This window comes from Aureispira anguillae, assembly GCF_026000115.1.
Classification (GTDB): domain Bacteria; phylum Bacteroidota; class Bacteroidia; order Chitinophagales; family Saprospiraceae; genus Aureispira; species Aureispira anguillae.
The window spans coordinates 1,448,046-1,470,807 of the sequence record NZ_AP026867.1; the positions used below are offsets into that span (position 1 = coordinate 1,448,046).

The 22,762-nt window shown below is 37.8% G+C and carries 9 protein-coding genes; all 9 read left to right on the forward strand.

Annotation, left to right across the window (positions count from 1 at the left end; genetic code table 11):
* Positions 1-138: 138 nt before the first annotated feature.
* Positions 139-681 (forward strand): OmpH family outer membrane protein, encoded by a 543-nt coding sequence (locus AsAng_RS05500; protein WP_264791792.1) that lies wholly within the window; start codon positions 139-141, stop codon positions 679-681.
* The gene (locus AsAng_RS05505; protein ID WP_264791793.1) at positions 674-1,315 is read left to right on the forward strand and encodes a hypothetical protein; all 642 of its coding nucleotides are present in this window, start codon (positions 674-676) and stop codon (positions 1,313-1,315) included. Before AsAng_RS05500 ends, AsAng_RS05505 begins: the two co-directional genes overlap by 8 nt.
* A 31-nt stretch (positions 1,316-1,346) precedes the next feature.
* Positions 1,347-7,874, forward strand: a complete 6,528-nt coding sequence (locus tag AsAng_RS05510) for a hypothetical protein (protein WP_264791794.1) — start codon at positions 1,347-1,349, stop codon at positions 7,872-7,874.
* Positions 7,875-7,956: 82 nt separating this feature from the next.
* On the forward strand, positions 7,957-8,658 hold the full coding sequence (locus AsAng_RS05515; RefSeq protein WP_264791795.1) for a hypothetical protein: 702 nt from the start codon (positions 7,957-7,959) through the stop codon (positions 8,656-8,658).
* 18 nt (positions 8,659-8,676) lie between these two features.
* Positions 8,677-13,242, forward strand: coding sequence for a DUF6443 domain-containing protein (locus AsAng_RS05520; protein WP_264791796.1), 4,566 nt, complete (start codon positions 8,677-8,679; stop codon positions 13,240-13,242).
* Between the two features lie 23 nt (positions 13,243-13,265).
* A complete protein-coding gene (locus tag AsAng_RS05525) occupies positions 13,266-20,792 on the forward strand; it encodes an RHS repeat-associated core domain-containing protein (protein WP_264791797.1) in 7,527 nt (2,508 codons plus the stop codon).
* Between the two features lie 4 nt (positions 20,793-20,796).
* On the forward strand, positions 20,797-21,603 hold the full coding sequence (locus tag AsAng_RS05530) for a YwqG family protein (RefSeq protein ID WP_264791798.1): 807 nt from the start codon (positions 20,797-20,799) through the stop codon (positions 21,601-21,603).
* Between the two features lie 10 nt (positions 21,604-21,613).
* Positions 21,614-22,162 carry a DUF4303 domain-containing protein gene (locus AsAng_RS05535; protein ID WP_264791799.1) on the forward strand — a complete coding sequence of 183 codons (549 nt, stop codon included), beginning with the start codon at positions 21,614-21,616 and terminating at the stop codon, positions 22,160-22,162.
* Positions 22,163-22,269: 107 nt separating this feature from the next.
* The gene (locus AsAng_RS05540) at positions 22,270-22,722 is read left to right on the forward strand and encodes a hypothetical protein (protein WP_264791800.1); all 453 of its coding nucleotides are present in this window, start codon (positions 22,270-22,272) and stop codon (positions 22,720-22,722) included.
* The last annotated feature ends 40 nt before the right edge of the window (positions 22,723-22,762 follow it).

Here is a 22,762-nt window from a genome sequence, read left to right on the forward strand (position 1 = left end):
ACTATTGATTATTCGAAATGGTTTATTCATTGGTTTGTATGCTCATTTCATTTTTGGGCCTTGGAATAAGTATGGGGATAGGGTAACTTTGCGCAAATCCCTAGAATCAATTTTTTGTCTAAAATTTCACTACTACTTATGAAACGAACCACCCTATTACAATTACTATCTGTGACGGTTTTAACTGTTTGGATGATTTGGTTAACCATAGGAATGAACAGCCAACCTAAGGTTGCTTATGTACATTCGGAGTACCTTTTTGAAAATTATTTGGGAACCATTGAATCCTATAAAGTATTAGAGGCTAAAACCAAAAAATGGGGAGATAATTTAGACTCTTTGTCTAAAAGTTATCGAGCTACTTTTATCAGTTATGATACACATGGAGAAAAACTACATCTAGAAGAAAAAGCAAAATTAGGTCGCAAACTACAACAGCAAGAACAGGTATTTAATAAGTACCATGAGTCTGTAGAAAAGATGAAGTTAGAAGAGGATCAAAAATTAACACAATCAGTTATTAAACAAATTGATGCCTACTTAAAAGAATATGCCTTGAAAAATGGATACGACCTAATAATAGGAGCAGGTACTTCGAGCAGTCTAGTATATGGTGGAAAAGGCTATGATGTAACAGATGATGTCTTAAATTTTATCAATCAAAAATATAGAGGTGAATAATCTAAAAAACAGCTCCCTTGCGCTTTTATTTTTATTGGTTGCCGTTTGTTTTTTGAGTTGCAATCAATCCATCGATAATATAAAAGACTATTACAAATACATCAACACCGTTAGTAATGGCTTGCTGAAAATAAAGAATATAGGTGCTTTATCATTTAGTGTAAAATACATACCGACCGACTTTTATTTATACCGATCACAAAAAGAATCGCCTACATTATTACAAGATAGCTTAAAAGAGGAATACGATTCAAGTCTCAATTTTATCCTAAAAGTAGCTCCTTCAGAGGACGCAGATGTTAAGTTTGATGTGATGACCGAAACGGTTGGTTCTTTAAGCGAATTTAAAGAGCAGGCTTTTACCATCAATTTTGAACTACAGAAGTTGATTCGTTTAAAAGTAGGTGACCAAGAGCTTAAACCTGTTTTGGTAGAAACCGAAAATGTGTATGGTTTAACCCAACATCGTTTGATAAACATTGTCTTTGCCAAAGAAGACATTAAGGAGGCTTGGGCTAATGTTAAAAAAATGGATCTAATATTTAACGATGATATTTATGGAACAGGAAGACATCATTTTCTTTTCTATAAAAGCGATTTAGATAAAATACCAAAGCTAACGATAACTAAATAAAATTAAACCACTTTAACTAATCAATGACGTTATGATTCAACAAACGAGAGCTTTCAAAAAGAGAGTTGCTTGGTCGCTATTGATATGCATGATTATGGAGACAATGGTATATCCAACATCGGCATATGCACTTACTTCAGGACCATCCCAACCTGAGTTTCAGAAGTTCACACCTGTTGCGACCACCAATATGGTGAATCCATTTACAGGTGACTTTCAATATAATTTACCAGTATTAAATGTCCCTGGTGCAGATGGTGGAGGCTATGCGCTCTCCTTGTCTTATGATGCAAATCCTGCAATGGGCATGGAGTCATCTTGGGTTGGTCATAATTGGACCTTGAATCCAGGAGCTTTGAGTCGCTCAAAAAAAGGATTGCCTGATGATTATAAAGGAGAAGTAACAGAATACAACCAAATAAAACCAACTTGGACGTTTACTCGCACAGATGGGGCAGGGGTATCTGTAAACATAAGCAAAGATAACGAGTCTAAAAATGGTAGTTCTGGAAATGGCTCTTTCGGCTTGGGTGTTTCTTATAATGTAATGAATTCCTTTAATAATATATCTGGATATTCACAAGTTCATTCAATTGGTTTGGGTGGCTCTTTTAATGTAAAAGATGCCCCTTTGACAGCAGGAGTTGGAGCATCTTTTAACATATCGGGTAGAGATGTGACCTTTGACGCATCGGTATCGATTGGTTTAAGATTAAATAAAAAAATAAAAGAGGGCAAAAGGGCTGCTTTTCAGAAAGAAGTAAAGGAGTTTGGTAAGTCCTTTCTAAAACAGGCGGTTGGAACACCTAAGTTGACGGTGAGTATGTCGGGCATCTTTGCACATACTGGTGCTTCTGTAGCCGCATCGGTAAAGCCTCATAGAGGATTGAACCTAACATTTGGGGGAACTGCTAAATTGCTATTAGGACCTGTAACAGCTTCTTACAATAGAATTCAAAATTTTAACCTTCAGGCTTCGCAACCACAAGTGGATTACCAAGCTTATGGTTATATGTATAACCCCAATAAAACAGACCATGTTAATCATGATATAGATGGAGATCATGTAATGAGTGATTTTGGGATTGAAAAAAATTCAACCTATTCTCCTAGAGATAAAATTATTGGTATTCCTTATAATAATGCAGATTACTTTAATGCGATCGGTGAAGGTCTAGCAGGGACTTATAGGTTGCACCATAACAAAGTAGGGCATTATTATCCTGATTTTTTGGCAGGTGGAATGACTAAAGACCCTACGATTGTTCCTAGCATCAATGGTGGTGGTGGTTTTGTGCTAAATGATAAAGGTGATGCAGGACTTGGGCTTACCTTGGGGGCAACTTTTCAATTTATCAATAAATCGACCATCGACTCCAAACGATGGCTATTGAGAGATGAAACAGGGCATTTGGACCCCGATCATGATTCTAAAGTTGACTTCTATGAATTTGATGGATCGCTGCCTTTTTTTAGAGCAAAAAATGATATGGGAGGAGCCTTACTGTATGCAGAATTGAACAATACAGATATTTTCCCTAACCCTGACGATTTACAAAATATAGTAAAAGATTTTAGAGGAGGCTTTTTTGGCAAAATCAAGAGTGGTTCAACTCAAATAGATGGTGGTACAGATATGAATGTACCCAATATCAGCAAGTATATTGCCCAAGAAAGATATACAGGAGCTAGTTCTAGTGGAGGACCCAACGATGATTATTATAAGGGGCAAGCTTCTTATATGGAGTATGTTCGAAATGTTGATCTTCATGATACGATTAATGGAGGGATTGATAAAACGAAAGCATTTGAAAAAAGTGATCGCATCTTAAAATTTATAGATGAAGTTCCTGCTAGCCCTAGCGGTACTAAAATCGATCAAAATGGTTCGGTAGCAAACTTAACATTAAAAGAACACATTGCGCAAATAAAGGTGTGGAATCCTGATGGTAATCAGTATACTTATGGATTGCCTGTTTATGTAAGAGATGAAGCTAGTTTTTCTTATGGTGTTGACATCACAGGAGAGGCACATTGGGGGAATGGAGCAGATGCAGGTTTAGGGAAAAAAATTGACCCTGCTCATGCAACAGGCGCACAAGAAGAACGAAAAGGGACAATTGCATACCCTGATGTTGCGGAAGAAGGCGATTTGGAAATCAAACTAGGACAGGAACTAAAGGAATGGTATGCCAATACTTATTTGATGACACAAATTACAACGCCTGATTATGTTGATTTGAAAGGAGATGGACCTACCACGGACGATTTTGGAGGCTATACAGCTTTTGATTACCGCCGTTGGACTAGAGGACAGAATGTAGCCACAGAAGCATATAACAATTGGTATCGATTTAGAACGCCTTATACGGGATTGGATTACCAAAAAAATGAGCAGGCAAAGAAAGGCGATGATATGGGAACGGTATCTAGTGGTTTGAGAGAAAACTATTATTTGAATGCAGTAGAAACCAAGTCGCATATCGCTATTTTTATTACCAATAAAACGGATGCAAGCAAAGATTTTGCGCATTTAGATCCCTTGTTAGCAGTTGATGAGTACGATGGATCTGGAGATATTAGATACGATGGTCTAGGGCAGGTTTTTGAAACGCCAGCGGATGCAGGAGCGGGGACTAATAATGCAGGGGTGACAGATTTTCCAGCCAACAATGGAACGGAGTTTACCTTGCCTAAAAATGCCTTAAATGAGAAAGATTCTAAAGGAGGAGATCAGGATGTTGAAAAACTAGAAAAGATCATTTTATTTGCTAAAAGTGATTTATCGAAACCCTTAGTTACCACGCATTTTGATTATGATTATTCTTCTTGGACAAACGTATTTAATAACTACTTTGGTCGAGCATGGGAAAATCCTGTTTTGGATGAAAATGGTATGAACAATAGTGGGAAATTAACCTTAAAAAAGGTGTGGTTTGAATATCAAGGGGTTAAGTCTTATAAAGTAAGCCCTTATCAGTTTGAATATGAGTATAAAAAGGCAACTGATTTTGATGCAGTGATCCAAAGTAGGTATCCTCATCTATTTGGAGCAACAGGCGATTGGCCCTCTTATAACGCAGGGGCAGAAACCCCTAACTTTAGCCCAGAAGCAATGGGACGTTGGGGCAATTGGGCGTATGATGGCGAAAATAGACGATTGGCAGACAAACATTGGTTGTACCAAGGGAATTATACCCAGCCCAAGGACTACGATCCTGCCGCCTGGATGTTGAAACAAATAAAATTACCTTCTGGTGGAGAAATTTTAGTGCAATACGAGGAAAAAACTTATCATAAAGTCCAAGATCAAAAAGCGTTGGGAATGATTAGTCTAAAGCCGATTGTTTCTTACGATGATGATAATGTTCCCGACGCTAGTGCACCAGGGGAAGAACAAAGAAATAAATTCTACCTCAATTTGGAGGAGATGGGAATTGCTGGTGATATAGAGAAAAAGAAATTCTTAGTTGATGTTTTGCGACATATGTACATGAAGAAGAAGGATGTTGCTAAAACAACAGACCCTGCAAATGCTAATTATTACCGTTACGAACCTCAGAACGTACAAGAAACAGCTCAAGAAAATCGAGTTTATTTTAAGTTTAAATACAGGCTGGATAACGACGATGTAGAATCCGAAGAGTATATATCGGGCTATGCAATTATTAGAAGTGTAGGGGTAGATGCGGATGGCGTTTATTTGTCGATAGGTAACCCTATGAACAATGGTTGGTTTGCTGATCGAAAGGACATCCCAAGGCAGTTATGCTACGATTATATACAATATGTGAGTCATAAAAATACAGGCTTTGAATACCAAGACAGCCCAATCCCTTCAACGGCAACATTTAACTATTATGCCTTTAAAAATAACGTAGAGGGCAGTGGCAATCCATCTGCTGATTTGGGAGCACAAGCGCAATTTGACCGAATGGATCAAAATTTTGCAGCAAAGAGTTTACCCGAATATGTGGATGCCTGCAAATACTTAAATTATGAGGCCTCTTATATACGAGTTCCATTGGTAAATCCTAAACGTGGTGGTGGCGTTCGAGTGAAAAGAGTATTGATGTATGATGAGGGAATGGAAAGTGGTGATGCGCAGTTGTTTGGGACAGAATACGATTATGTTCGAGAAGATGGTACTTGTAGTGGTGTGGCTACCAATGAGCCAATGGAAGGCAGAGAAGAAAACGCCTTGATTCATTACGAAAAACGCAACAGCCAAGATTTCTTTTCTAAGATTTTTGCAGGGAGAGATCGAGAAGAAGGAGAAATGCCTTATGGTGAATTTATGCTGCCTCCTCCTGCGGTTAACTATAGCAGAATTGTGATGTCTAATATTAATTTATCAGGCGATCATACCGCAAGTAAGCAATCTGGTGGCTTTACGGTCAAGGAGTATTTTACCCACGATTATTACCCCACCAAAATGTACTTTGATGCCAACAAAGATGATTATGGTATCCTAAATGGTAGTAGCAGCGTTGAACAAACTAATTTAGGAGGTGGGCAACCCCACGATTATGACAAACGTAGAAACTACCGAAGAGGAACGGCGATTCCTTTATCGTTGGGTATTTTTAATTATAACTTGGATTATAGATGGCTAGCTCAATCGTTCTTATTTATCCAAACCAATATGAATGGTCAGGTACGGGCGGAATCAACCTATGGAGGGACTTATGATCGACTTTATTTCTCCAATAGAGATTTATATTTTTCTAGCAGTTCGAATCCTAATATTTCCTTGACTTCAAGAGTTGCCTACGATTATTATCAGCCTGGCGAAAAAGTACCGACCTTATCTTATGATGCTCAGTTGGGAGAATACAAAATGAAAGAACGTCATCTGGGCTTAGAAGATGATATAACCATGACAGCACAAGCTGTTTACGACCAAAGCATTCGATCGAGTATGGACTTAGGTTTGTTGGTGACTTATTTTGGTGCCTTTAAGGTGTCGCCTCAATTTGGTTTCAATTTTACCTTTGGCGAAAAGGGAATGGCTCGTCATATGACAACAAGAAGCTTGTATTTCCCAGCCATTGTTAAGTCAGTAGAAACGACGATGAACAACGCCAGCAGTGTGGTTGAACATTTGGCTTTTTCAGAATTGACGGGGTCACCAATCTTGAGTAAAACAACAGATGGCTATGACCGAACGATTGTTGCTGATTATTCCGATCCTGCAAATCCTCAGACGGTACTTCATAGCGGAGAGGTATACAATTGGAATTTGCCAGCAGCATGGTTTTATCCTAGCATGGGGCAAAAAGCACTAGACCCTACCAATACCAATCAATTGACTGGAACAGTTGGCTCGGTTACTTCTTATGGCGAAGAGGGGAACCCCTTAGCCCATGCTTCAGGAGTAAATGGTTGGGCTGCTGCGCCTAAAAATGTATTGGGAGCAAAAGCAATGACTTTGCGAAAAGGCGATTGGTTTGATGATGGTTCTGTTTCTGGTGTAGAGGATCCTATTATTAGAGAATATGTACTGGATCCAACGACCACCACACAAGAAATTTCAAGCTATGCAACAACATTAAATGAGTTGTATCGAGTAGACAAAACCTATATTTATGATCCAACTACAGAGGCTTCTTCTGCTAATGATAAAGGAGCGTTGAGTTGGGGAGAAAAAGGACAAAAAGCTTACAATAGTGGTTTCTTTGATCATTTTGCTATGTTCGATTGGGGAGGAACAAATTCGGATTGGACTGTTATTTCAGAGGTATCTAAATATTCACCGAATGGTTCTTCTTTAGAGGAGCGCAATGTAATTGCCGATATCCCTAGTGCTGCTAAATATGGCTATAACAAATTCCTAAATACTGCATTGGCTCAAAATGGAGAATACAATACGATAGGCTTTGAAAGCTTTGAAGACGAAACATTCCAAGGGCAATTCTCAGCTACTCCTAGCCTAAAAACTTCGGGACATGCGGGAGAAAATGGTTTGAAACTTGGCACTACGCCTACTGTGATAATCGATAATTTGGTGGTGTCCAATCGAGTATTAGACCCCATGTTAGGCAATGGTTTTATGGTTCGACTTTGGGCTAAGAATGAGTTGGTGGGTAGAAACTCAAAAGTTCTTTTTGGCAAAAACAACCATCTAAACGTTCAATTGGTGAATTCAGGTACTACAATAGCCACGGCATCCAATGAGAAAAAAATCGCACAAGTAGGAGAGTGGGTTTTATTAGAATTTAAGTTTGATGTAGCGACACATTTAGCAGGCATTACTGCTGGAACAACCTGTGCATTACAACTTGGCGTTACAGGAGTAGACTTTGACAACAATGCTTTATCCTCTATTGATATTGATGATGTTCGTATTCAGCCTACTAATTCAGAAATGACGACCAATGTATACAGTCCTAAATCATTTCAATTAATCGCTTCTTTTGGTTCGGAACATTTTGGCTCTTTTTATCAGTACAACGATGAAGGCGGTTTGGTTCGAACATTAATTGAGACAGAACAGGGAACAAAGACCATTCAAGAAAATCAAGGGCATACCCCTGCTACTTATCAAGTTACCAAATAAAAATAATCGTTGCTTGGCAATTATTCCTTCGGAATGATTGCCAAGCTTACGGTTAACCCAATCAACTATTAAAATAAAAAAAATGAACTATATCATTTATCCCCTTCTATGGGTGAGTTGTTTGCTTTTTGCTTTGCCCAATGCTTTTGCACAAGAAGATTTATTAGCATTGACTAAAAAAGTAACCCAATCAATCGAACGAGATAATGCGACCAATTTACACATTAGATATGTGCAGACATCGATTACTGCTAATCGATCCGATGTGCCTCAGGTGGTAGAAGTAGATTTAAAACAGAAAGGGCTGGTAGAAAGCATGACTTCTGAACATATGGACTTTTTTGCAGATTCCGAAAAGGCTTATGCTGTTTACAAACAGGCAAAAAAAATCTTGGTGTTAAAAGATGTTGAAAAGGCTAAAACGGAAATGAAAGGGGCTTCTATCCAACCTATTCTAAACAAGCTTTGGAAAACGGCTTCTATTAGTGAACAATCACCAAAAGGGAGCAAAATTAGAAGGTTTACCATTGTTCCTTCTGAGGAAATGCGAGAACTCACTAAGACCGTCCGCTTAGAAATAGAATTTGAGGCTGCAACACTACAAATGAAACGAATTGTTTTGCGTATGGTTGATCAATCTCCCATCAAACAAATAGAGTTCAAATATCTTATTTTGGATAAACGTGCAAATGTGAAATTGTTTACGACTGCTCGCTCAAAAATTTTTGATTCAAATGGGAAATTATTAAAAAAATATGAAGGGTTCTCTGTTGTAGAGGTCTAAACAAAACTAAAGTCTATCATGAAATTTTATTTATCATTATTCTTTTTAATTTCAGTAGTTGCAAAGACGCTTGGGCAGCATACTGAATGCCAACCATTGGGTTGGGCTGGAGATCAAGTATACCCAGACTTGCCAATAGAGATACCTGGCAATATTCATAATTTAGTCAACCATAAATTATCAAATACACAGGTTAAAATTAGAGTAGCAATTGAGGAAAATGGCGTCTTCCCTTATGGCAATGGAGCTGATTTTGAATTGGATTTCTATTTAGGGGGAAGAATTTTAGACCATAGTGGTGCTCCAATATCTACTACCAATTTTAATGAAAGAATTACACTCTCGCAAACACAACCAGAGGCGATCTATAGCCTAAATATTCCTGCGCCTAACTTGTTAAACCCTGGATCACCCAATCCTTATAGCTTAACTAGTAATGTGATTTATGCTTTGGACGACTTGACGGTTTCAGGAACAACCGTTTCTGGAGCTCGAATTCCTACTGAGCTACAAAATCCCCAAACAAGCCCTAATATCATTGTTGAGGTTTGTTACGAATTGGATTTGGGGATTGATATTGGCTGGGGAGCATCAACGAGTTTCTTTATGATTGAACCCAATCTAAGAGCGATTCCTCAATTAGTCTCAGGGTCTTCTTATTATGAATTTCAATGGGATGCCAGTTCTCCCTCTAATGTCGTTCATACTAATAATTCGTTTTATAATGTATACAGCCCATTTTATGAATTTCAATTGCTAAAATTAGAAAACACAGCGTTAGAGCAAGACGATCTAGTTAATGAAAAGCACATCAAAACCAAAGTAGATTGGTCTAAAGCCTTGTCCTTTATTATACCAGAAGAGAAGTTAATGGACAATGGAATCTATAAGTTAAAGTTTAGACCATCAGAAGGCGAAGGCTATTATCTTTGGAGAATTCGCCCTATGGGGAATTATTACGATGGAGGCTTAGGGCACAATCTGAATTGGGGAAAATGGTCTGAAATTGGATACCCTGTTGATGCTCAGGGCTATACAGAATTAACGGCAGCTACCTCTTTTGATTGTTTTTATTTTGCAGATCCAGATAAGGAAGACAACTATATTTATAGTAGAACATTTACAGAAGATGGGCAAGTCTATGAGAACATGACTTATGCCGACAAATTACTTAGACCTCGTCAAACACAGGGGTATCTACCTGCTGAGGGAAAAACAATTGTAGGGCAAACCTTATACGATCATTTGGGGCGTTCTTCTATTGCTGTGATGCCAGTTCCTGTTGATGGTTATATGAATGGGTATAGAGAAAAACATGTCAAATCAGCGACGACAAACGAATTGTATAAATTAGAGGATTATGCAACAGATGATAAATTGTATAACCCTGATAGAGTTTCTAATGTAGGAGATCACAGCTATTATTCTGATCAAAACCCAGATCAAACCATTCCAGATGCTCAAGGTTATCCGTTTACGAGATCTATCTATAGCAATGATGGTTTGGGGCGTGTGACGGAACAAAGTGGTGTAGGAAAAACGCATATGGTTGGTACACGAGCGGCAGGTAGAGGGAGAACAACGACAACCGATATTCAAGTTGGTGTAGAGGATGCCGAGTTGGTCTCTATTTTTGGGGCAGAAGCGCCTAATCCTGCTAACGTTAGTAAACAAGTCGTTACAGATCCGAATGGAACAACTTCTATCACTTATACTTCAAAATCGGGCAAAACGCTAGCTACTGCATTGGCAGAACCTTATGATCCTGACGGAGACTATCCCTTAGAATCGGTTCAAGACCCTGCAAGCCCTAAGGTTAATACCCTTCAACTTACTGAGGCTTTGCATCTAGGGCAGTATCAAAATGACCGTTTTGTAAACAGTAAACAACTGATTCTTTCACAAGATGTTCCCAACTTTCAAATTAACTACGTGCCACCTGGTTGTTCAGGAGGGGGGACAAACTTACCCTTATGTTTGGCCAGTGCGAGTAGTTGTTCTTATGAAGTAACCGTTACAATCAAGAAAGTACTTACAACAGGAAACGATCCAGATTGGGGAACTTTAATTGATCCAGAAAAATTTAAAATTGAGGTGTTTCAACACACGGAAACCTCGGTAAGTGGATGTACTCCTGTCTCTATGATTCCTATTGGAACTACCTTGAATTTAAGAAAGGGAACTTATGAAGTGATTAAAGAAGTAAAAGTACTAGGGAATTCTCTTTCAAATAAAATTGACGACTATTTGGCAGAAACAGAAAAGCAAGTACTTGCTTATATGGAATTGATCGGAATTTTGTTGGATCAGGTAGAAAAGGACGAAGATTGGATTGATGTAGGTACAGCAGTTGGACACGTTCAGACTTACTTAGGAACCAGCCGAACGGCTGCTGAACAAGCAATCTTAGAAGCGGCATTAGATGGTGTTTTCCAAGGTGCTTTTACTAGTTTTGATTTTATACAATTAGGTAGCCCTGTAGGATTTCCTACTCAAATTGTGGTAGATATGATTTACACAGGGAACTTGACTTCTTCTGTTGATGAAGCTGAAGTAGATGAGATAAAACTCATTCTTCACAACTGTGATGGTGACCCTACTGAGATTTCTTCAGAAATTCAAAAAAAGAAAAGAGCGCTAAATATTGGGCAACAGGCACCTTATACTTATGCACCGAATGATGGGAGCGCCATTAATTTTGACTATCCTCCTTTTTTGGAGTATTTCCTAGACAATGGAGGATTGGACTTGCCTGCTAGTGATTTCTCTACTTATTTTAATGGTTATAAATACTGGAATTGGGACAATAGTGCATGGGAGCAAATGGATGCTACTTTTTTGACAAAATATACGACTGCTCTTAATGCGATTCCAGTGGATAATGATGCCTTGAAGATTTTGAACGCCAATCAATTCAATCGAATGATTTGGCACATGCTCAATGATGAATATTATCCTAATAGTGTTCAATTTGATGATGATCCTGTTAGCCCTACCTTTAATGAATACATCTATTTTGACCCTACGGCTAACGCCAATGCAGGAGCTTGGCTAAAATTAGATGCTGCGGCTTTGGCTACCTTACGAGAAACTCAATATGATGTGAACGAACTCATTGGTTGTTGGACAAATATTGTTAGTGTATTTAGCAAATTATTGGACAATAGGAGTGCGATTTCAATGCCTAGCGATATGGATGCTACCATTGACAATGATGCAGGCAGCGGTTCTTATATGGACGAAGTGAACAATAACATTCCTTGGATCATTCGCTTTCTTTTTGGAGATAAGTTGAACCAAAATATGACCAATGACCAAAATAATAATGGTGCTCAACCTGTATTTAGCAATATTCCATTAAGCCCTTCTCATTTACCACAGCGCTTTTTGGAGTGTGCAGGAGCTAAATATGCTCGCTTGATTGATGAAGTTAGTGATGCGGATGCTAGAACACATATCAATACAACCACTCAACATAGCCCAGCGGCTTCCATGGCCTTTAATACCTTTGATGTGCCTTTGGTAAATGGTACCCTTACTTCTATAGGAAGCGCTGGTTATCAGCAAACAGTTGGGGGAAGTGTGGTTACCATCCCTGGTTATGCCGATGAAATAGCAGAGTATTATGGAGAGCGAGAAGGATTTATGGCGAACCACGAAGACCATTTGATTCCAGAGTTGCCATTTATTCAAAATCCTGTTTTTGCCTTTAAATACTATGAATATTGGGGGCGTAATGCACCAGGCACCTTATCACATCCTTGGGATGGGGTTAGTTGGACCGATCCAGTTTTTCCATTTGGTACGAAGACTCTTTTATTATCTAATATCGATAAACCGTTTAGTTGCCTAACCTGTGAGTCTGCTTATAGTTATTCTGAAACAGCAACCAATGCCTGTAACAGCTCCAATAGTAGCCATGATGAATGGAATTTCGGGCAACGAAAATTATTCTTAAACTGTATTCAGGACATTCAAAACGATTGGAAAATGGGTTATCCTGAAGGCGCAACTATTATCAATAGTAATACCATCTCTTTAGACAAGTCAAACTGTGCTGCTACAGATGCTGGAATTACGGCTGAGATCAATGGCATGGTTGACGCTTGCGAAGTTACCTGCGAAAATCGACGAGATGAATTTAGAAAGGAAGTGGTTGAAATGTTCCAAAGAGCTTGTTGGGGCGTAGGACAGTGTTCTACCCAAAATGTCAATTATGTAACCGCAGCAGAGGTTGAAGCAGTTGTCGATCAATTGGTTTTAAAATGCAAAGGGCAATGTGCTGTAACACCTCCTACTCCAATTAACAGAATTACTTGTGTCCATCAAGTAGGGGGCGTTAACATTGAGTATTGTTTGGTTCCTGCTTTAGACGAGTGTGAATTGATGCTCAAGAATATTGCGGAATATTGGAAGATTGAGTTACACATTGATCCACCTGCTGGAGTGACTTGTTCAGGGAATGAATGGAACACCCCATTACCAACAGGAAGTGATCCAGAAGCTTGTACTCCTTCTGGGGCTGCAAATTCTACCATTAACCAAACGAATGCCACTAATCTACCTGTTCCTGCTAAACCATAAATAAAACCTTAAAATAATATACAATGAAAACATTTTTGTTTTTAATCCATCTATTGTTGTTGAGTAGTTTTTTGTATGGGGCTCCTGAACCTACAATTTCTATTACGCATGCTTGTAATGGAAAATCTGCCTCAATAGCTTATTCTTATACAGGAGAAGACTATCAATTGCAATGGTCAATCAATGGGGGAGATCCTTTTATTACCAAACCAGGGGCTGGGACGCTCTCGGAAGCTACCCTAGGAGAATATGAAGTCTACCTTTTAATCCCAGGCAAAAGAGAATATAACTATTATGGTCCTTTTACTTACAAAGTACTGGACTTAACACCGTCCTTTTCTTTAGTGAAAAGCAACGATTGTAATGGGATTAGTAATGATGCTTCTATTCAAATTACACTCAATACGGTTCATGCTGGTTATACCTATACGGCTGAACTAAAAGATGCTAGTAACCGAGTGGTAGAGTCTGTAAGAATGAGTGGCAATAGCCATACCTTTGGAGGCTTAGCAGGAGGAAATTATACCGTAGAAGTTTGGGTTGGAGAGGAGTGTAGTTATGGAGAAGCAATCATATTGCAAGATGAAGAAGATTGCCCACCTAGACCCAATATTACTATTCACCACGCTTGTAATGGAAATCCTGGACATATAGATTACTCTTATACAGGCGAAGATTATCAATTGCAGTGGTCGATTAATGGGGGAGATCCTTTTATCACCAAACCAGGAGCTGGAACCTTAGAACCTGCTGTCGCTGGAACTTATGTGGTGCACTTATTAATACCTGGTAAGTTTAACTATACTTATTATGGTCCTTATACCTATCAATTATTGGATTTAACCCCAACTTTTTCGGTTGCAGAGGGGAATGCGTGTAATGGAATTAGTGGAGATGCTACTATAAAAGCAACTCTTACAACTATGCATGCGGGGTACACCTATACCGCTACCCTAAAAAATAGCAATAATCAGGTGTTACAATCGGTGACCATGACCTCTACAAGCCATACCTTTACAGGGCTTTCGGCAGGTAATTATATGGTTGAAATTGATGCTGGCGAGGAGTGCTCTTACGGAGAAAGTGTTATTGTTAAAGATGAAGACTTGTCTTTCTTGGTTGCAACAACCGCCAAAACTTGTCATGACATAGGAGGGGATTTAGAAATAACCTTGCCTAATTTTCAGAGTGGAGCGACTTATACTGTAACCTTAACCAGTAATGATCCAACATCATTTTTGGGGCCCAATACCAATCAAGTAACTACCTTTACACAAACGACTAGTAGTTATACCTTACCCAATGTTGCGGTAGGAGATTATACGGTAACCGTCAACAATGGAACCTGCTCTGGCAGTCAGTTGGTGACTGTAGAAGCCGCAGGCGTGGATATTATACCTACGTTACAAAATAAGGGGACTTGTTATTGGCAATTTAATGCCACAATGATAGGAGGGGCTACAGCCACCAATTACACTTGGTTCTTTAAAGACCATACAGGAGCAATAATTCCTGCACAAAATATCAGCACGATAGGAGATTTAGCAACCAATACACTAAATACTTCTTGGGCAAAAGTAGTGGTGACTACTACAGATGGTTGTACCTACGAAAAAGAGATCAATCCATCAACAGACTTGTTTTTAAATAATCAATTGCCAGATTTATTTCCTTACAATGCCAATTGTGGGCAAAGTAATGGATCGATTGGTGTCGATTGGTTTCTAAAGTTAAACAATCAATTTACGATTACACAAGTAGTCCTAAAACAAACACCATCAGGACCTGCTATACAAACGATTACTCCCAATAGTAATGATTACAATGCTTCTTTTCAAGGATTAGCAGCTGGAACCTATTATGTTGATTTTGTTTCTAATTCAGGTTGCCATACCAATGAAAATTTGCCATTGATGGTAACGGTTGGGGATGATCCTATAGAGATAAAGGGCACGGTGCATTACATCTGTTCTAACAACGCAGTATACATAACCGTTGATGATCCTACCACTGGCTTTAACTATTCTTGGAAGGATCCCAGTGGTGCTATACTGCTTGGGCAAAACACCTCAACCTTGATGATTAATTCGGCTTTGGTTGGGAGTTATGAAGTGACAGTGAGTAATGGAACTTGTACCGCTTCTAAGTACTTTCATGTGAGTGCCGTTAATTTGGGAGCTAGTGTTGTCATCGATCAACCTAACTGTTCTGTTGATGGTAGTTTAGATTTACACATTAGCAACGAAATAGGCTTGCCCTATACCGTTACCTCTTCGTCAGATCCATCTAATCCTATTACCGTATCCTCAATAGGTTGGTCTGGTTTTAACCATTCATTTCCTGTGAGTACAGATGGGACGTATAGCATTACCATAACCAACGCTTTTGGCTGTTCTCAGGTGCTTTCTAATCTTGTGGTACAAGACGAGGGGCTAATTGTTCGATTCCAAGACATTCAAAACCCTACTTCTTGTAAGGTAGATGATGGTAGTTTGGATGCCAGTGATGTTCAAGGAGGTGTTGCCCCTTATACCTATTTGTGGAATACAGGTGGAACCAATCCAATTATTACCAACCTAAAACTAGGGCAAACTTATACGGTAACCGTTACCGATGCCAATGGTTGTACAGGAACGATTGGTCATACGTTTAACAATTCTGTTCATGGAATTCAGGATATTGTCTATTCTTGGGATGGTCCCACTTGTTCGGGAGGGAATCACGGTACCCTTTATGCCATTTTAACGGATCCTGCTCCTTCTCCTACGGTTTCTTATATCTGGAAAGACGCACAAGGATATACCGTGGGTACTACTGCAAGTTTGACAGGAGTTCCTTCAGGAACCTATCATCTGACGGTTAAAGACGGAGATGGTTGTGCTTATCAGCGAACGGTTTCTATGCCAGCTTATAACCCATTCTATATACCAAGTCTTGAGCGTTTAACCAAGTGCAAAAATGGTTTTGATGGATTTAGCATCGATTACGATGCATTTACAAGCTGTGCAAATGTTACGGTAGAAATATACGAAATATTTGATTTCACAGGGGTATTGATTGATCAATTTGTGATGCATCAAAATGACCCTTCTACGCACGTTTATAGCAATTTAGATTTAGCGCATAGTCAGTTGCATTTTGTGGTTAAAATTACCGATTGTTGTGGCAACTACATTCAAGTTCCATTGATGTATCTCGACAATAGAAATAACCCAATTGATTTGATCGAATATCCTACGGTAACAACAAGCGTTAGTCCTGCCAATTGCTCGACACCTGGATCCGTTACCTTAACCGCAACGGGCTCTAATGCGCCTTATAATTGTGTTTGGGAAGATGGTTTTGTCGGACATAGTAGAACCGATTTATTGGCTGGAACGTATACGGTTCAAATTATGGGTGCGGGAGGTTGTACCAAAGAAGAAATTATTACCGTTCCAGGAGCCAATGGAGGGGCACACTTAATGAATCCTCATCCTTGTAACGGCTCAATTTCACTTGATCCTAGCAATATTGTAGGAGGAACAGGGCCTTATAGCATTAGTTGGACTCACAATGGCGGAACGAGCCAAAATGGAACAACACTAAGCTTATTGGGCGATTATGTGTTGGAGATTACCGATGCCAGTGGTTGTGTTACGACCGAATACCTAAACATCGCCAATCAAATTTTCACTGTAACCGCCAATACGGTTGAACCCAGTTGTGCAGGGAATGATGGTCAGATTGATTTGACAATCTTTAACAATAGTTGTAGCGTAAGCAGTTACAATTGGACAGGTCCGAACAACAGTACTTATAGCGGGCATAGCCTTGATGGTCTGATTGCTGGAACGTATGTCTATACAGTAATTGACGCACACGGTTGTACCGAAACAGGGAATGTTGTTGTTCCGAATAATACCACGCTGAATGCAAGTGTAAGCATGGCGGGTTGTTTGCCTCAAGTGGATAATATTACAGGTGGAAAAGCGCCGTATCGATTGGTATTTGATGCACTAAACGCCAACCCATTGCAGGCTACTTATTCGTTGGATTTACCTGCCTCAACGGTGTATCCTTTTGCTTTGATTGATTTATTGGAGGGCGATTATGCAGTGTCTATTATAGATGATAATGGCTGTGTCTTTAGTACGGTATTGAATACTTTTTCTCAGACCACTTCTACACGTGCCTTTACCAATATACAGATGCGTTGGACACGTCAAGAGCCTGGTCCTGTAAAAGTAAATCCTGCAACAGGAGATTCGGATATCGTTAAGGATGACTTGATGCAACAAGCTCAAAATTTCTTGGCGGATGCAGACAAACTTGGAGGGCGTGGCGATCACTGCAAAAAGCAAGGAGAAGATGCCTTGACGCTAGATTATGCCATGCAATTGGAGCATTACACCTTGTATTATTACAACCTGAGAGATGAATTGATTCGTACTGTCCCTCCAGAGGGCGTTGATTTTATTGAGGGGACGAATTTGACGAATTTATTGGATTGGAGAGCGGATAAAAATGGTACAACTCCTGTACCTAGTACAACCATCCCTAACCATGCGATGGTAACACAGTATGATTATAATGCTTTAGGGCAGATGGTTCAAGCTAAAACTCCAAATAAAGGCAAAATAAATTCTTTTTATACATCTACTGGAATTTTACGTTTTTCGCAAGATGCAAAACAAGCTGCTACTTTACCTACACCACTATATAGTTATACATTATATGATAATTTACAGCGGGTTGTAGAGAGTGGAGAAATGTATTACAATGGGACATTAACTCAACATGTTATAGATAATTTAGGCTTAGATGAATTACCAATAGGGGCAATTAAGGATGAATTTATGCATTCTTATTATTCTACGCCACATGTTATCTCATCAGTACCAGTTACTTATTATAATCAATTGGGGCAAGAACAAAGGTATTTAAGAAACAATATAAGTTATACAGAAAGCCATCAAGATGGCATAGTTGTAACGTCAACGTATAGTTATGATGTACATAATAACTTAGAGTGGATACGTCATTATATACCTGGTCTAGGAGAGAATTACATAGCGTATGATTATGATCTTGTTTCTAGTAAGATGAAGCAACTTAGATATAATGAGTTTTCTGAGGATCGTTTTTTTCATAGATATGAATATGACGAACAAAGTAAATTAAAAAAAGTCTGGACATCTAAGGATGAATTAATTTGGGATAAGGATGCGGAGTATGCATACTATGACCATGGACCACTTAAGAGAATGGAATTGGGGGATGATGATATTCAAGGAGTTGATTATGTATATACAATTCAAGGGTGGTTAAAATCCGTGAATAACCCTTTGATGAATCAGTATGGAGTAAATTCAAGTAATGAAACCAAAGATTTTGGAAGAGATGGTTTTTCTGGAGCCAATGAGTTCTTTTTGAAAGATGCATTTGGATACACATTAGGATATTTTGAAGGTGATTTTACTAGAGAAAGCTTAGAGCAAACGGTAGATTTTAATACTCCCTCTCTGTATAATGGTAATATTCCAGTATTATCCATGGGGATAAATACTAATGCCCTTACTTCTTCTATGACTGGGTTTAGTAGCCCTGTGGATGAGAGTTTTATACAGCGAAGTTATATATATGATGAGTGGAATCGTATCAAGTCGAGTACATTACAGGGAGTAAATACAACAACCCCTTTGACATTAGCGAATTTACCTGGTAATGCTTATACTACTACATATGATTATGATGAAAATGGTAATATTCAACACCTGAACCGTTATGGAGATAATGGGCTAATTGATGAATTACATTATAATTATGGTGTTGGGGATTTAAAAGATCAACTAGATTTTATTGATGATTTGCAAGGCTCAAAAAATCAAGGAGATTTAAATGCTCGCCAAAATTATAATTATGACGAAGTTGGGAATTTAACTCTTATGCAGCAAGGGGATGGAAGTACTATAGAGGAAGATGTAGAAATATTGTGGAGAGTTGATGGAAAAGTGAAACAGGTAAATATAACTAATCACTTAACTAGTGTTGTTAGTCAAATTAAGTATTTGTATGATTCCAAAGGAAATCGTGTTGCAAAAACTTATGATCCTAATATTAATTTAGGAGGATCAACCGATGCTATTACAACTTATTATATACGTGATGGATTAGGAGCTATTTTAGCTATCTACCAAAAAGAAGTTTTAAATCCTAATACTATAATTAAGGTCAAGGATAGAATGCTTTATGGTAGTCAGCGTTTGGGAAGTTATAGTAATTCGATTAACTTAGCGACTAATTCAGAGATTGTAAGAACTTCTAATCCAAATTATGATAATTTATATTTTCGAACATTAGGAAATAGGAGTTATGAGATTCCAGATCATTTGGGAAATGTGTTTATGGTTTTGTCCGATCAAAAAGAAAGCACAAGTACTGGATATGAAGCACAAATTAAGAGCTATAAACAGTATTATCCATTTGGTTGGGAAATGCCAAGGAGAAAATATAATGCAGAAAATTATCGTTTTGGGTTTAATGGTAAAGAAGATGATAGACATGAATGGGGAAATTCTCTAATTCAGGATTATGGAATGCGACTTTATAGTCCCTCAATAGGAAGGTTTTTGTCTGTAGACCCTTTAGCTCCTGATTATCCATGGAATTCTGTTTATGCTTTTGCTGAAAACAGAGTTGTTGATGGGGTGGATTTAGATGGTGGAGAATGGAAGCATTTTAGTTTAACTTTTGATAAGTTTGGGAAAGTACTTTTAAAGTACATGGGTGAAGAACTTTATGACCCTCCAGTAGAATTAATTATAGGGTCCTACACTCCCAAAAAAGGGAGATTGTTTTTGCTTCATCACAATGGATATAGATATACATTTAGTTCCTATGGGCAGTTGATGAAAACGGCTTTTGCAGAAGACAGAGAAAAAATTCTAGAAAAGCAAAGTACAGTTGAAGCCACCTTAAATCCTATTCTTGCACTAGGTCAATTAGGTGAACAAGTGAGTCTTGCAATGGGGATACTTGATGTAGCTCAATTAGGAAAGGGGATTTATAAACTAAAACCAAAGTTTTTAGAAAAAATAACTAAAATGAGGACTAAGGCCTCTACCCAACTAAAAACAGCGATGGAGAAAGCAGGAACAGTTTTTAATAGAGCAAAAGGTGTGGCTGAGGAAGCTCATCATTTAATACCAACGACTTTGATTAACCCTAAGCGATGGGATGATGCTGCTGTTTTTGTGAAAAAGGCTGTTTTAGAAGGTGGTTTTAATTTGAATGGGGCATTAAATGGAATGGCTGTTCCTCAGGATATTCATAGAATGAAAAAAATATTTGATCATCCTGATTATTCTAAATTAATTGAAAAATATGTCTTAGATTACAAAAAAGCAATTGGAACGAAATATACGGGAATGCAAGCTAGGAATTATTTAGAAACTGTAATTATTCCTAAAGTAGCAAAGCAAGTAGAGGAAGCTAAGGATGCCAAAATAAGGTTAGATGACTATGCAATACCTATATTAGAAGAATTAGAAAAAATATCAACACCTTAATATTATGTTACATAAAGAGTATGAAAAAACAATTTCAGATCACTTTCAAAATGAGTTACTTGTAAAGTTATTGATAGAGCAATTAAGACCTAAAGTTTACCTCTCTCTTTTAGAGAGTGGTAACTCTAGGCTGTTTTTATCAAGAATTGGTGGGACACCAATTGTACCTAAGGGCAAAAAATCTTTTATTGAATCTCAGGGCAATTCTATGAGTTTTATTGGTTTGTTAAATTGTGCAGATTTATCAAAATACCACGATGAACTTTTATTTCCATCAGAGGGTTATCTAATGTTTTATTGTGATTTAAAAGATATGGAAAGTCAGATTGTTTTTTATGAAAAAGATAAAAACAATTTAATTGCTTTTACACCTGTATCTGACGAATCTATTTTATTAGAAAATGAGATTGTTTTCAAACAAGGAATGTCAATCCCTCCTTTTGGCTCTGATGTTTATAAAAAAGAAATAGAAATACCAGCTTATGAAAAAGGCATTGATATTGATATGATTCAATACATGGATTTAGAAAGAGAATTGTCAGGAGGAACAGATCACAATATACTAGGGTTGCCTTATGGCTTACAGCAAGATCCATCCTATTTTTGGGCTGCTAACTATTTAGATTCTGACGAAGAGATAATTATTGAAAAAGAACGGAATGAGTTTTATCTTTTATTGCAAGTAAACATAGCTGATGATACTTTGGGATTAGATATAGATAGAGTTGAAGCGATGTTATACTTTGGTATTCATAAAAAAGATTTAATACAAAAAAAGTTTTCTAATACATTGTTGGTACATCAAATTTGAACAACTAAAAATGAACAGGGAACAATTTGTAACACAACTTAAAACAATCGCAACAGATTTGTTTACAGAACTAAATAAAGAAAATGAGATCTATCAATTTGGAGTGTATACAGATTCTGATGCTGCTACAATAAGTTTGTGTTACAATACGTATAAAAACTTCGCAGATAATCTCCGAAGGAGTTTTCTTGTGGTAAGAACCATTGCAACATATGCTCGATGGGACATGTCTTCGTGGATAGAGATAGAAGAAGGGGAAGAAAAGTTAGATGATTTAAATCTTTTTTTAGAAGACAATGAAGTGATTGATAAAGAAGAAATTTATGATTGGATGTTTCAGGCGCTCAAGGAAATGAAAGAAGAAAATGTCTTTCGTGAAACAGAAGATGATTTTATTCTCAATCTACATGTTTCTGATGAATATATCGACCAAAGAATGTGTGAAAGATTATTGGTATTACTAGGGGAGAGCAAACTACAAGAGTTTCGAAAAGATATGGAGGGTAGAGGACTTACCCATGATGCTATTTTATTTTTGGACGCTATAAAAATTGCTTAGATTAAATATAGCTTTTAGAAATTATTTGGCTATTAGCCAAATAATTTCTTTTTAACTTAACTATTAGCAAAAAGCTGTGTAGTTATTGTATTAGGTGTAAAACACAAATGGAAATATTATTTAGCTCAGATAGAGCATTTACATTAGAACATTACAATGCTGAGAAGGGCTTGTTGTTAATACGAAGTCCTATGTATTTCATGGATCCTTCTATAAAAAATGTTGATTTAATGTTTTCTTATACCAATTACATAGGGATTCCGATTACACTACATGGAATTAAACTAAGAGCTGGTACAGAAGAAGAGTACAACGTATTTTTAGAACCATTAAAAAACATTGCCTTACATACCAGTAACATGTTTTCAGAAAAAGATTTTTTTGCTATAGAATCTCAGGGAGGAGTATTTTACATCTTAGCGAGTCAATACGCAATTGATGAAAATGTCATACCTATTGAAGAAACAATAGTAGCAGATCCTCCAACAATAGACGGCTGGAACAGTAAACACAAAGAACATTATGAAGCGTTGATCTGGAAAAAAAGAACAGAACAATAATCTTTTAAAAAATAGCAATTGTTGAACAAACAAATGGTCA